Here is a 12,693-nt window from a genome sequence, read left to right on the forward strand (position 1 = left end):
CCGGGTACCCGGGGAGCTACAGCGGTAACAACATCCGGCCGCCCAGCAGCAGCGCGCCGATCGTGGTGGTGGCGAAGACCAGCACCCAGAACAGACCGGGCACGCGGGTGATCCGGGCCAGCTGGTCGGCGTCGGAGTCGGGCGCGCGGCCGCGCATCCGGCGGCGCTGCAACTCGCCGACCGGGCGCACGCCGCCCAGCAGCAGGAACCACGCGACGAACAGCGCGAACGCGGCCTGCCACTCGGCGGTGGCGTACCAGGACACGGCGAACATCACCGCCCCGGTGGCCACCACGGACAGCACGCCGAACAGGTTCCGGATCATGATCAGCATCGCGGCGAGCAGGCCCACGGTCGCCCACAGCAGCGGCCGGACCTGCTCGGCGGTGACCAGGGCCGCCGCGCCCAGGCCGAGCAGCGACGGGGTGACGTACCCGGCCAGGTACATCAGCACGACGGCGATCCCGGTGGGCCGACCGCTGGACACGGTCACCCCGGAGGTGTCCGAGTTCAGCTTGATGCCCTCCAGCCGGCGGCCGGTGAGCAGCGCTACCAGGGCGTGCCCGCCCTCGTGCGCGATGGTGATCGTGTTGCGGCTCAACCGCCAGATACCCGGACTGGCCACCAGGACCAGGGCGAGCACGGCGGGCGCCCACTGCGCGAGTGTCGACATCACCGTCCAGGATGCCAGGCGTGATCCGGTGCTTGACCTGGAGTGCGCTCCAGGAGCCAGGCTCTCGTGCCGTGACACGACAGCACATCGGATCCCTCGACGTCGGCGCCCTGTGCCTGGGCACCCTGCCGTTCGGCAAGTACGTGGACGAGCGGACGTCCTTCGCGATCCTCGACCGCTTCGCCGAAGCCGGCGGGACGTTCCTCGACACCGCGAACAACTACGTGTTCTGGGACGGCGGCACCGGCGACGAGAGCGAGGAGACCATCGGCCGCTGGCTGGCCGCCCGCGGCAACCGGGACGAGGTGGTGCTCGCGACGAAGCTCGGCGCGCGCCCCCGCACGCCGGGCGCGGGCCTGGAGGACGCCGAGGGGCTGTCCGCGGCGGCCGTGCGCACGGCCGCCGCAGCCAGCCTGAAGCGCCTGGGCACGGACCGGATCGACCTGTACTACAGCCACGTCGAGGACCGCTCGGTCGCGCTGGAGGAGACGCTCGGCGCGTTCGCCTCGCTGGTGGCGGCCGGCGCGGTGCGGGAGATCGGGGCGAGCAACCACGCCACGTGGCGGCTGGACCGGGCCCGCGCGGTGTCGCGGGCGAACGGCTGGCCGCCGTACGCGGCGGTGCAGCAGCGGCACAGCTACCTGCGGCCCCGGCCGGACGTGAAGCTGCCGGAGTGGGCGCACGTGCACATGTCCGACGAGCTGTTCGACTACGCGCGGTCGGAGGGCGACCTGGCCCTGGTGGCGTACTCGCCGCTGCTGTCCGGCGCCTACCGGGACAAGCCGCGCCACGAGGGCTACGACCACCCCGGCACGACCCGGCGGCTGGCCGTGCTGCACGAGGTGGCGGCGGAGCTGGGGGCGACGGTCAACCAGGTCGTGCTGGCCTGGCTGCGCCGCAAGGACATCGTGCCGGTGGTGGGCGCGAGTTCGGTGGCGCAGCTGGACGAGTCGCTCGGCGCTCTCACGCTGGAGCTGGACGACGACCAGCTCACCCGCCTGGACTCCGCCTGCTGACAGCGCCGCTCCCCCGGGCACCGCGCCGGGCGGCGCGTCCTGCCCGGTCCATCCGCCCTGCGCGGTGGGATCGGCCTCGTGGCGGCGGGCCGGGGCATCCCGAGCGGCGGACCCCGCTGCGCACAGCGGAACCGGGGCACCATCCGCAGTGGACGGTGCCCCGGTTCCGGTGGTGGGTCAGCGGTAGTGCCGGGCCTTGTGCTGCTCGGCGACAGCCGGGTCGATCGGCTGGGCCGGCCGCGCGGAGACCGGCGGGTCGGCGGCCTCGACCGGCTGGGTCGGGCGCGGGGACACCGTCGGGTCGACGGCCTCGATGCGCTGGTCGTGCGGGTGGAGCGGCTCCCGGTCGCGCTGGACGGGCATCTCCGGGTCGCGAATGCTCTCGTCGCGCTCCGCGACGGGCTCGACCTCGGGCTCCTCCGGTGTGACGATCTTGCGCCGCGCGGGCAGCACCGCGATCAGCAGGCCGACCGCAGCGATGCCGAGGTGCAGCCAGTTGTCGTTGACGTTGAGCGCCAGGGGGTTGCCGATCCGCTCGACCGGGTTCGTCGCCACGACGCCGACCAGCATCAGGCCCCAGACCAGGACCACGCCGTAGACCAGGAACACGATCCAGCCGTACAGCCGGGCCAGCCCCGAGCCGGTGGCCATCAGCAGACCGAGCACGCCGAACGCCAAGTGGACGACGTTGTGCAGCGGGTTGACGGCGAAGCCGAACAGCATCGCGTGCTGGTCGCCGGTGAAGTCGCCGAACCCGGTGCGGACGAAGCCGGCGACGCCGGCGACGAGGAAAGCGAGGCCGAGCAGACCTGCCAGCACCTGGGCGGGCTGGAGGCCAGCGACCTTGACGCGACCGATGGTCGAGTGGGTCATCACGCCCTCCCATGAGGACACGAGAGCCCGCCTGCCGGGCTCCGGACCACCCCCGGCTACCCGACCGTCACAGAACGCAAACCACGGGGGCGACCGGGGGTGGGGAACGGGCGCACGGACCCGTTCCCCGTTCGACAGGAGCCACTCACCCCGCCGTGCCGGAGTCGTCCCGACCCACCCCATGAAGGCCAGGGCGTCGCGTTGCGCGATATCACGCGCAGATCACCGTGACTAATGGCGCGCACGGTCCGACAATGGCCGCGAACCCGTTTCCACGGACCCGGACCGGCCGGCTAGGCGCAGGTCAACGAGGGAGTCGGGCGCATCACCGGGCCCTGCGCGTCGCCGCGCCGGTCCACTCGGTTTCTCCGCTGTCCACGATCTCTCCCCTTTCCGGTGTCGGGTACGACTATCTCCCCGAAGTCCCATTGGGGTCAAAGGAGTTTCCGGGTCGCGGCGGATTCCTCCCGAGCACCGGGGACCGCCGGTACAGGTGCCGCCGGAAGTCGACGCCCAGCGCCACCGTCGCCCCACCGCGACCTCGGCCGCCACGCCCCGGTGGACCTCGCCTCGCCCTCCCCCACCGCGCCGCGTCCCGACGAGCCGGGGCCGCGCCCGGCCCCGGCCTTGCCCACCGTTGCCCTCGTCCCGGCCGCGCGGGGCGGCCGCGGCGGCGAGTTGACCTCCAGTTAAGTCGAACTCCTACGGTTGTTCGAGGACCTACGAATGGGGGAACCCGATGCGTGCCATCCGACAGCACGAGTTCGGACCGGCGGAGAACCTGCGCCTGGAGGAGGTGCCCGACCCGCGTCCGGACGCCGGGCAGGTGCTGGTCACCGTGCGGGCCGCAGGTGTGCACCTGCTGGACGCGTTCATCCGGCGGGGCGAGCACGGCGGTCCGTTCCCGGTGCCCGAGCTGCCCATGACGCCCGGCCGCGAGGTCGCGGGCGTGGTCGCGGAGGTCGGCGCGGGCGTCGAGGAGTCGTGGCTGGGCAAGCGGGTCGTGGCGCACCTCGGCGCGGCGAGCGGCGGCTACGCCGAGCTCGCCCGGGTGAACGCCGCCTCGCTGCACGAACTGCCCGACCACGTCACCGACGAGGACGCGGTGGCGATGATCGGCACCGGGCGCACCGCGTTCGGGATCCTGCGCGTGGCCGAGCTGACCGAGCACGACGTCGTGCTGGTGCCCGCCGCCGCGGGCGGCCTGGGCGCGTTGTTCGTGCAGGAGGCCAAGGCGCTCGGCGCGCGGGTGGTGGGCGCGGCGAGCACCGGGAAGCTGGACCTGGTGCGGGAGCTGGGCGCCGACCTGGCCGTCGACTACACCGGGCAGGACTGGGCCGACGAGGTGCGGGCCGAGGTCGGCGAGGTGAGCGTCGTGCTCGACGGCGTCGGCGGCGCGGTGGGCCGCAAGTCGCTGGAACTGCTCGGCGTCGGCGGTCGGATCGTGATGTTCGGCTGGTCGTCGGGCGAACCGACCCGGGTCGAGACGGCCGACCTCTACAACGGCGGCCTGACCGCCACCGTCGCGGTCGGCCCGCGCATCCTCAAGGGGATGAACCTGCGCGAGCTGGAGACGCTGTCCCTCCGAGCCCTCGCGGACGGCCGCCTCACACCGCGCACGACCACGTTCCCGCTGGCGGACGCGGCCAAGGCCCAGGACGCGCTGGAAAATCGGGCCACCACCGGCAAGGTCGTCCTCACACCCTGAGCCCCCGCCGGCCAGGCGCGGTTGACGCCCACAGCGGGCGAAGACCGTGCCACGACGTAGAGCCTCGCCGTCAAGAGCAAAGCGCTCACGTGGTGCGCAGCGCCGTGCGCCCCGCCCGCGGGCGGGGCGCACGGCCTTCCCCGGTCACCCCTCCGGCTCAGACCCGCACGGAGACGATCCGCTCACCGTCGAAGTCGCGGATCTCCACGGCGGCCACGTCGGCCGGCGCGACCAGCGCCGACCCGTCGAGGTTGGTGCCCTCCTTCTCGCCGAGCGCGGACACCAGCCAGCTGCCCGCCTCGTGGCTGGTGCCGTCCTTGGCGACGACGAACAGCTTGCACTTGCGGTTCTTCGCGATGCCCGCCGCCGAGACGTTCAGCCGCACCCAGCCGGCGGCCGGCTTGACCTGGACGGTCATCCGCGCGCCGGTGGCCGGGTCGACGGCGGTGCCGACCTTGGCGTCGGTGACGACGGTGGGCGGCGTGGAGCCGGCCACCTGGTCGGTCGGCGCGGTGCTCCGCCCGACGGCGAACCCGCCGCCCAGCACGACCGCGGCGACCACGGCGGCGGCCACGCCGAGCCCGAGCCGCCGTCGCCGGACCTCACCCCCGCGCTCGTCGCGCACCTGCCGCAAAGCCCGCCGCAGCAGCAGGTCCCCGCCTTCGGGCGGCCCGTCCAGCAGCATCTCGGGCGGCACCTCGCCCATGGCCTCCTCCACGGCGCGCAGCTCGTCGACCTCGGTGCGGCACCGCGGGCAGGCCGCCACGTGCTCCTCCACCGCCCGCACCTCCGGCTCGTCCAAGACGCCCAGTACGTAGGCGCCCAGCAGCTGTGGATCGTGGTTCGTGGTCATCCGGCCACCCCCTTCAGCGCGACCTGTTGTCCGACGAACGTCTCTCTCAGGGCCCGCAACGCGTAGTGCGATCTCGATTTGACCGTGCCGGGTGGCACGCCCAGCGCCTCCGCCGCCTCGGTCACGCTCCGGCCGCGGAAGTAGATCTCCATCAGCACGTCGCGGTGGTCCGACGACAGCCGGTCGAGCGCCTCCAGCACCACGACCGAGTTCACCACGGACTCCGCGTGGTCGCGCTGGACCGGTGGGCTCGTGGGGGTCTCGGCCACCTCCTGGGGCCGGGCCGCACGCGCCCTGATCCGGTCGGTGACGATGTTGCGGGCCACGGTGAGCAGCCAGCCGCGCACCGAGCCCTTGCCGTTGACCAGGGCGTCCGGGTGCCGCCACGCGCGGACCAGGGTCTCCTGGACGACGTCCTCGGCCGCCGCCCGGTCCCCGGTGAGCCTGGTGGCGTAGGCCAGCAACGCCCGGCCGTGCTCTTCGTAGAGAGACCGGATCAGCGCCTCGTCGGCCGCGGTCTCCCGTTTCCGGGACCACAAAGCCGCCATCCACCCACTCCTCTCGTCAACTCCTCGACACGGACACGGCTCCCGCGCCGGATCGGTTCAACCCCGGCCGGAGAAAGTCCTCACGGGCAGGTGCGGCCCTCGTTGACGCAGGTCGCGACCTCGGCGGCGAGGTCGTCGGGCATGACGTTGACCGACATCGCGTGGTCGGTGCGCGGGTCGCGCAACTGCTCGGGGAAGCTGTCGAGCGCGAACGGCCGGCCGAGCGGCACCTGGTAGGCGACCCGCACGCGCAGCCTCGGGATCGGGAACGTCCCCTTCGGGCACGCGCCGTTCGACGCGGCGGGCACCACGTGTGCGCGGTGCGAGGCGCTGTCGGTGTTGCGGCCGTCCCAGCAGTGGGGGAAGTCGTAGGTGCGCAGCAGCTCGCTCCGGCCGCATTCCGGGTACCGGTCGGTGTGCCGGTCCTCGAAGCCGGCGCAGGTCCACTGCGCGGTGCCCGCGCCGGAGGTCAGTGCGGCCGGGTCGCCGGTGATCATCCGCAGGAACCGGGGCATCGGCACGACCTTGCCGACCGGGCTGCCGGTGAACGTGACGCTCACCCGGGAGGGCGGCAGCACTTCACCGGTGTTGCCGTGCGCGCCGCCACCCTGGGCGTGCGCGTCGTGGCCGACGCCGTCGGTCAGCCGCAGCACGGGCCAGTAGTAGGTGGACAGGTCGCCGGCGGCGCACGAGGTCGTCGCGGCGGCCAGCGACCGGTCGGTGCTGGTGTGGTCGGTGCTCAGGTTGCCGACGTACTCGTGGGTGTGGTGCGCGCCGAACGGGGCTCCGGGCGCGATGACCATGTTGTCGGCGTTGAGGTGCCGCTGCTCGTTGCGGCCGCACTCGACGGTGAACGTCCCGGGGGACGCGTCGGCCGTGAGCGCCGGCGGTGGCGCCGGGAGGGGCACGTCTTCGATGGCGACGGACCGGCTGTCGGCCCCGCACGAGGCGAGGAGGAGCACGAGGAACAGGGGGAGCATCCGCCTCACGGGCACAAGCTTGCCATTCCGGGCGCGGGCTCCGGGCAACCGTCCGGTCACGCCGGGCCGGACACCGCCGTTCGCCGCAACGGCACTGGGCCGCGCGGCGAACAGCGGCGTGCGGGCACACCGAGCACAGCCCTTTCGCTTCGTGTGGTGGTTTCACGGCCACGCCGCAGCGGTTCCGCTGTCAGGCCGCAGATGCACGGCCAGGCCGCACAACAAGGTCCGCGGTTGCGCCGTGGTACCGAATCGGCGGCTACGCCGTGGTGGTGACGAGGGTCCGCCCGTCGACGGTGACGACGCTGATCGTCGCCAGGTCGGCCGGGTCGACCAGGGCCGCGCCGTCGAGGTCGGTGTGCTCGCGCCGGGCCGCGACCCAGCCGCCGGCGACGTAGCGGCGGCCGTGCGAGTCGGTGACGACGAGCGTGCACCGCTCGCCCGGGTCGATGCCGTCGACGGCGGCGTGCAGGCGCACCCAGCCGTCGGCCGGCGTGATGGTCGTGGTCATCCGGGTGGAACCGGTGGTGGCGACCAGGATTCGGTGCGCGGGCAGGCTGTGCCGGCCGAGGTGCAGGCCGCCGGCGAGCACCGCGGCGGCGAGCGCGGCGCTCGTCGCCGCCCGGAGCCGGCCGCGTCGCCCGCGGTCGCGGGCCTTCTCGTCCCGGACCCGGCGCAGTGCGCCTTCGAGGATCGGATCGCGCATGGTCGCCTTGTTCCTGGGTCGGTCGGGCGGGCGGTCAGCCCAGCGGGGAGGGGTTGCGGTGGTTGTTCATCGCGGTGACCTTCCCGTGCGTGGGGGAACACCCCAGACACGGAGCGGTCCGACGATCGGTTCAACCGGGTTTCCCGGCCGGCGCGCGCGGCCGGTCCACCCCGGTCCGACGGGTCTTTCCCCGGTTCCGTGCTCGCCGGCGGCTTGGTCCGCTTCACTGGTCGGGGCCGCCCCCCGAACGTCTTTTCCGGAGGTAGCGCGTGGCGATCACCATCCGCGACGTGGCACGGCGCGCGCAGGTGTCCGTGGCGACCGTGTCCCGTGCCCTGACCACGCCCGACCTGGTGCGCGCGGAGACCCGGTCGCGCGTGCTGGCCGCCGCCACCGAGCTGGGCTACCGGCCCAACCGGGCCGCGCGCGGCCTGATCACCGGCCGGACCGGCAACATCGGGATCGTCGTGCCGGACCTGGGCGACCCGGTGTTCACCGCCGTGCTGAAGGCGGCCCAGGCGCGCGCCGCGCAGGCGGACTACGCGGTGTTCGTGGCCGGCGGCGACGAGGACCCGGCCACCGAGGTGAAGCTGGTGCACGCCATGGCCAAGCAGGTCGACGGCGTGCTGGTGTGCGCGCCAGCGTCGACCGACGAGCAGGTGGCCGAGGCGGCGGGCGCGACGTCGCTGGTGCTCCTCGACCGCGACCTGCCGGGTGTGCCGGCCGCCCTGCTCGACGGCGCGGGCGGCGCGGAGCAGGTGGTGGACCACCTGGTGGCGTTGGGCCACCGGCGGGTCGCGGTGCTCGACGGGCCGCGCGCGTCGTGGTCGAACCGGCAGCGCCGCCGGGGGCTGGCGGCGGCGCGCGCACGGCACGGCGTGGACCTGGTCGACCTGGGCCCGTTCGCGCCGAGCTACGAGGGCGGCACGCGGGCGGCGGACCTCGCACTGGCGGGCGATGTGACCGCGATCGTGGCGTACGACGACATCATGGCCTCGGGCGTGCTGGCCCGGCTGCGCGACCGGGGCGTCCCGGTGCCCGGCGAGATGAGCGTGACGGGGTTCGGCGACCTGCCGTACGCGGAGCTGTGCTCCCCGCCGCTGACCACCGTGGCGGTGCCGCTGGCGGCGGCCGGGCGGACGGCCGTGGCGATGCTGCTGGCCGGGTTCGACGCGCAGGACGCCGACGTGCCGCGGGTGGTGCTGCCGACGCGGTTGGTCGTCCGGTCGACCACCGCCCCGCCGCCCGGCCCGGTCCGGCCGCGCCGCGACCAGCCGTAGCCGGTCAGCGGTTCGCGACGGCCCGACCGGCGCGTGCGGGGTCGGTGGCCGCCCAGGCGGCGTCGATCATCCGGAAGATCTCGTCCACCGCGGCCTCCGGGTCGGCCGATCCACGGGCCAGCGAGTGGGCGTCGACCACGAACCGCGCGATGGTCCGGCAGGCCGTCGTGGTCCGGGACAGCTCCGGGTCGGCGGCGATGGCGGCGGCCAGCGACTCCGCGTGCCGCAGCCGCATCGACTCCTCGTAGCCGCGCAGGGCGGGCGACCGGTCGACCAGCTGCCAGATCGGGGCGGCGGCGGGGGCCGAGCAGTGCCGCACCATGGCCCGGATCTCCTCGCGCAGCGCGGGGATCAGCGGCTCGTGCGGCGGGCGGGCGGCCACGGCGCGGGCGAGGCGGTGCTCGAAGTCCTGGTCCTGCTCGAAGACCAGGGCCTCCTTCGACGCGAAGTGGGCGAAGACGGTGGTGACGGCCACGTCGGCAGCGGTGGCCACGTCCCGGATGCCCACCTCGTCGTACCCGCGTTCCAGGAACAGCCGCAGGGCGGTGTCGGCGATGGTCCGGCGGGTCGCGGCCTTCTTGCGCTCACGGCGTCCGGTCGGCTCGGTCACCCGGAGATGCTATCAAATCCAAAAGCACACCTGTTCTGAAAGGCTAACCGTTAGGGTTACGTTCGAGCGCATGAAGAGGGTGAGCTTCGCCGAGTTCGGCGGTCCGGAAGTGCTGCGGCTGGAAGACGCCGAGGAGCCCCACGCGGGTCCCGGCCAGGTGCGCGTCGCCGTGAAGGCGGCGGGGGTGAACCCGGTGGACTGGCGCATCCGGGAGGGCCAGGTCCTGGGCGCACACCCGGTCGTCCTGCCCGCCGGGGTCGGGCTGGACGCCGCCGGGGTGGTGGACGAGGTGGGCGCGGGCGTCGACGGGGTCGAGGTCGGCGACCCCGTGTTCGGCGAGGGGTCCGACACCTACGCCGAGTTCGCCGTGCTGACGGCCTGGGCGCGGATGCCCGGGGGCCTGTCGTTCGAGGAGGCCGCCGGGTACCCGTCCGTGGTGGAGACCGCGCTGCGGATCATCGACCAGGTCGGGGTGCGCCCCGGGCAGACGCTGCTGGTCAGCGGCGCCTCGGGCGGTGTCGGGTCGGCGGTGCTCCAGATCGCCCGGGACCGGGGCGTCGCGGTGGTCGGCACGGCCGGGGCGGCGAACCAGGAGTACCTGCGCGGCCTCGGCGCCCTGGCCACCACCTACGGCGAGGGCTGGGTCGACCGGGTCCGCCGGCTCGGCCGGGTCGACGCGGCCCTCGACCTGGCCGGCTCGGGCGTGATCGGCGACCTCGTCGCGCTGACCGGCGACCCGGGGCGGGTGGTCTCCATCGCCGACCTCGACGCGCCGCGGCTCGGCGTCCGCTTCTCCGGCGTGGCCGGGAGCGTGCCGGACGCGCTCGCCGAGGCCGCCGACCTCATCTCCCGCGGCCGGCTGCACATCCCGGTCGAGAAGTCGTACCCGCTCGCCGACGCGGCGGCGGCGCACGCCGACAGCCAGGCGGGCCACACCCGCGGCCGTCGGGTCATCGTCGTCTGAGCCCGGTGCCCGGTCGGTCGGCGGACCGGCCGGGCCACCTGCGGGATTCCCCCTCACCACGACTGTGCGTGCGGAAGCGGTTGCGCAGCGCCACCACCCTAGGTAGAGTTAGACCATGGTTGCGGCGCGGAAGGGACCCAAGATGACCTTGCCCACCCAGCTCGTGCTGGGTGTGCTGCTGGAGGACCCCACGCTGGAGCGGTACGGGCTGGAGATCTGCCAGGTGGCCGAACTGCCCAGCGGGACGGTGCACCCGATCCTGGCCAGGCTGGAGCAGTGCGGGTGGCTGGAGAGCCGGTGGGAGGACGCCGACCCGCACGAGCGGGGCCGCCCCCGCCGCCGGTACTACCGGCTCGACCCGGACAGCATCGCGGTGGCCCGAGCCGCCATCGCCCGCGCCCGGGGCTCGGTGTCCCGGCTCGGGCTGCTGCGCCCGCACGCGGCGGGTGGGACATGACCCGGCGCGACCGCCTCGCCCGCATCCGGCTGCTGGCGCACGACCTGGAGGCCGTGCTCGACGGCAAGCTCGACCGGATCCTGGACCGCCACCTGGCCCACCACCTCGCGCTGGAACTGCGCCGGGCGCTGGAGCGCGACGGCGACGCCCGGCTGCGCGAGGTCTACCGGCGGGTGCTGTGGCTGGAGTTCGCGGTGGAGCGCAACTACCTGGCCACGGCCAGCTTCGAGCCGATGGTCGCCGCCGCGCGGATGATCCGGCTGGAACTGGAACCCCGGCCGGACAGCCGGCTGCTCGACCTCGCGGTGGCCGTGCTGCCGCCGTGCCACCAGGCCCGCTACCACGAGGAGTTCCGGGCCGAGCTCGCCGACCTGCCGCCGGCCCGCCGGATCCCGCACGCGGTCCGGCTGCTGAGCCGGTCCTGGCTGCTGCGCCGCGCGTTGCAGGGGGAATCGCGATGACCGTCGAACTGCCCCGCCCCTGGCGGCGGGCGCGCCCCGAACCCGGGCCCGAGTACCGGTCCATCCTGGTGGTGGACATCGCGGGCTTCGGGCGCTGGCCCAACCCGCACCAGATCGTCGCGCGGGACGTGCTGACCACCGCCGTGCGCGACGGCTTGCGCGCCGTGGGCGTGCGCCAGGCCGACCTCGGCTGGCAGGACCGCGGCGACGGCATGATGGTGCTGATCCCGGCCCGGGTGTCCAAAGTGGACATCCTGGACCCGGTGATCCCGCTGGTGGCCGCCCGGCTGCGGCGGCACAACGCCACCAGCGCGCCGCGCATCCGGGTCCGGGTCAGCCTGCACGCCGGCGAGGTGCACCGGGACGCGCACGGCTGGGTGGGCAGCGACCTGAACACCGCCTGCCGGCTCGCCGACGCCGACCCGGTGCGCGCCGGGCTGCTGGGCGACGCGGTGCTGGTCGTCTCGGACGTGCTCTACCAGAGCGTGGTCCGGCACGGCTACCGCCGGGTCGACCCGGCCGCGTTCACCCGGGTGGAGGTCGCCGAGAAGGAAGTCCGGGAACCGGCCTGGGTCGCCCAGGTCTCGTAACCGACGCCATCCACGGGCCGCCCCGTACGCGGGCTTGCCGCGCGGATGCCGTCCGGGTACGCGATGCGCGGACAGGAGCGGACAGTCCCTTGTGGACACAAAGCACCGGAACACTTCTGGCGCGCGGGATGGCGGCGTCACCGCGCCGGCCGGACACGTCGCCCGGCACCTTCACGACGAGTCGCCGTAGACCGACCGCAGCCAGACGAAGGTGAGCGTGTCGACCAGTTCGCGGTCCTTCTTCGCCGAACGGCGGGCGACCGACCGGCCCAGGAACGCCTGCTCGTTCATGGACATCAGCACCGCGGCGAGCGACCGCGCGTCCGGCCCGTCCACCGCCACCCCGGCGTCCCGCTCGATCGAGATCTGCTCGGCGGTGGCGTCGACGAACCGCCGCGCCACCCCGGTCCAGAACTCGCGCATCAGCGGGTCGGTGTCGCGGGCCCGGACGGCGGCGCGCAGCACCGGACCGTGCGCCCGCCACACCGCGAGGGTCGCGCCCAGGGCCCGCCGGATGGCGGCCTCCGGGGCCTCGCTCCCCCGCCGCAGCCAAGACGACGCCGACTCGTAAAGCGCGTCCAGCACGCGGGCGGACAGCGCGTGCAGCACGGCTTCCCGGGACGAGAAGTGGAAGTAGAACGTCGAGCGCGAGATGCCCGCGCCGGCGGCCAGCTCGTCCACCGCGATGTCGTCCAGGGAACGGTTCTGGAGCAGCCGTTCGGCGGTGTCCAGGATGGCCTGCGAGGTGAGATCGCCTTTGCTGGGCCGACGTCGTGACCCGAGGGACCCGACCGGTGACCGTGGGGACATGGCGGACATGCTGACCGCACCGCCCCGGCGACCGCAACCCTTCGCGACGAACCGGTGCCGGTTCGAGAGCACAGGTCCGGAGTGGACCGGCGCAAAGCCCACGACCGACCGGGGCGGCGACCCCGATCGGCGCGCACCCGACGCCGTGACGGGGTAGACAGAAC

General features: G+C 74.2%; 15 protein-coding genes. 7 read left to right on the plus strand and 8 right to left on the minus strand.

Annotated features, from left to right (window positions below; genetic code table 11):
• Positions 1 to 16: 16 nt before the first annotated feature.
• Positions 17 to 673, minus strand: coding sequence for a M50 family metallopeptidase (locus tag BN6_RS31260; RefSeq protein WP_015103842.1), 657 nt, complete (start codon positions 671 to 673; stop codon positions 17 to 19).
• A gap of 71 nt (positions 674 to 744) precedes the next feature.
• Between BN6_RS31260 and BN6_RS31265 the strand changes: the two genes are divergently transcribed.
• Positions 745 to 1,689: an aldo/keto reductase gene (locus tag BN6_RS31265; RefSeq protein ID WP_051075807.1), complete on the plus strand. Its 945-nt coding sequence runs from the start codon at positions 745 to 747 to the stop codon at positions 1,687 to 1,689.
• A 177-nt stretch (positions 1,690 to 1,866) separates the two neighbouring features.
• Here BN6_RS31265 and BN6_RS31270 read toward each other — a convergent pair whose 3' ends face one another.
• Positions 1,867 to 2,562 (minus strand): DUF4383 domain-containing protein, encoded by a 696-nt coding sequence (locus tag BN6_RS31270; RefSeq protein ID WP_015103844.1) that lies wholly within the window; start codon positions 2,560 to 2,562, stop codon positions 1,867 to 1,869.
• A 739-nt stretch (positions 2,563 to 3,301) separates the two neighbouring features.
• Between BN6_RS31270 and BN6_RS31275 the strand changes: the two genes are divergently transcribed.
• Entirely contained in the window at positions 3,302 to 4,270 is a 969-nt protein-coding gene (locus BN6_RS31275) for a zinc-binding dehydrogenase (RefSeq protein ID WP_015103845.1), read from the plus strand.
• Positions 4,271 to 4,427: 157 nt separating this feature from the next.
• On the opposite strand, the gene BN6_RS31280 is transcribed toward BN6_RS31275, so the two are convergent.
• The 4 genes from BN6_RS31280 to BN6_RS42630 all read right to left on the minus strand — a co-directional run bounded on the left by BN6_RS31280 (position 4,428) and on the right by BN6_RS42630 (position 7,357).
• Positions 4,428 to 5,123: an anti-sigma factor family protein gene (locus BN6_RS31280; protein WP_015103846.1), complete on the minus strand. Its 696-nt coding sequence runs from the start codon at positions 5,121 to 5,123 to the stop codon at positions 4,428 to 4,430.
• Positions 5,120 to 5,671 carry a sigma-70 family RNA polymerase sigma factor gene (locus BN6_RS31285; protein ID WP_015103847.1) on the minus strand — a complete coding sequence of 184 codons (552 nt, stop codon included), beginning with the start codon at positions 5,669 to 5,671 and terminating at the stop codon, positions 5,120 to 5,122. The genes BN6_RS31280 and BN6_RS31285 overlap by 4 nt, the downstream gene beginning before the upstream one ends.
• A gap of 80 nt (positions 5,672 to 5,751) precedes the next feature.
• Complete coding sequence (locus tag BN6_RS31290) at positions 5,752 to 6,651, minus strand: DUF1996 domain-containing protein (protein WP_015103848.1); 900 nt, start codon at positions 6,649 to 6,651, stop codon at positions 5,752 to 5,754.
• 259 nt (positions 6,652 to 6,910) lie between these two features.
• Positions 6,911 to 7,357: a hypothetical protein gene (locus tag BN6_RS42630; RefSeq protein ID WP_015103849.1), complete on the minus strand. Its 447-nt coding sequence runs from the start codon at positions 7,355 to 7,357 to the stop codon at positions 6,911 to 6,913.
• A gap of 269 nt (positions 7,358 to 7,626) precedes the next feature.
• Here BN6_RS42630 and BN6_RS31300 point away from each other — a divergent pair, with 269 nt between their 5' ends.
• Entirely contained in the window at positions 7,627 to 8,637 is a 1,011-nt protein-coding gene (locus tag BN6_RS31300; protein ID WP_015103850.1) for a LacI family DNA-binding transcriptional regulator, read from the plus strand.
• A gap of 4 nt (positions 8,638 to 8,641) precedes the next feature.
• On the opposite strand, the gene BN6_RS31305 is transcribed toward BN6_RS31300, so the two are convergent.
• Complete coding sequence (locus BN6_RS31305) at positions 8,642 to 9,247, minus strand: TetR/AcrR family transcriptional regulator (RefSeq protein ID WP_015103851.1); 606 nt, start codon at positions 9,245 to 9,247, stop codon at positions 8,642 to 8,644.
• A 70-nt stretch (positions 9,248 to 9,317) separates the two neighbouring features.
• Between BN6_RS31305 and BN6_RS31310 the strand changes: the two genes are divergently transcribed.
• The 4 genes from BN6_RS31310 (at position 9,318) to BN6_RS31325 (ending at position 11,719) form a co-directional block, all read left to right on the plus strand.
• Positions 9,318 to 10,211: an NADP-dependent oxidoreductase gene (locus BN6_RS31310; RefSeq protein WP_015103852.1), complete on the plus strand. Its 894-nt coding sequence runs from the start codon at positions 9,318 to 9,320 to the stop codon at positions 10,209 to 10,211.
• A 142-nt stretch (positions 10,212 to 10,353) separates the two neighbouring features.
• Positions 10,354 to 10,668, plus strand: coding sequence for a PadR family transcriptional regulator (locus tag BN6_RS31315; RefSeq protein ID WP_041314700.1), 315 nt, complete (start codon positions 10,354 to 10,356; stop codon positions 10,666 to 10,668).
• Complete coding sequence (locus BN6_RS31320; RefSeq protein ID WP_015103854.1) at positions 10,665 to 11,129, plus strand: hypothetical protein; 465 nt, start codon at positions 10,665 to 10,667, stop codon at positions 11,127 to 11,129. The genes BN6_RS31315 and BN6_RS31320 overlap by 4 nt, the downstream gene beginning before the upstream one ends.
• On the plus strand, positions 11,126 to 11,719 hold the full coding sequence (locus tag BN6_RS31325; protein ID WP_015103855.1) for a nucleotidyl cyclase domain-containing protein: 594 nt from the start codon (positions 11,126 to 11,128) through the stop codon (positions 11,717 to 11,719). The genes BN6_RS31320 and BN6_RS31325 overlap by 4 nt, the downstream gene beginning before the upstream one ends.
• Positions 11,720 to 11,890: 171 nt before the next feature.
• Here the strand turns inward: BN6_RS31325 and BN6_RS31330 are convergent, their stop codons facing one another.
• The gene (locus BN6_RS31330) at positions 11,891 to 12,529 is read right to left on the minus strand and encodes a TetR/AcrR family transcriptional regulator (protein WP_158509469.1); all 639 of its coding nucleotides are present in this window, start codon (positions 12,527 to 12,529) and stop codon (positions 11,891 to 11,893) included.
• Positions 12,530 to 12,693 lie beyond the last annotated feature (164 nt).

The organism is Saccharothrix espanaensis DSM 44229 (genome assembly GCF_000328705.1).
Lineage (GTDB): Bacteria > Actinomycetota > Actinomycetes > Mycobacteriales > Pseudonocardiaceae > Actinosynnema > Actinosynnema espanaense.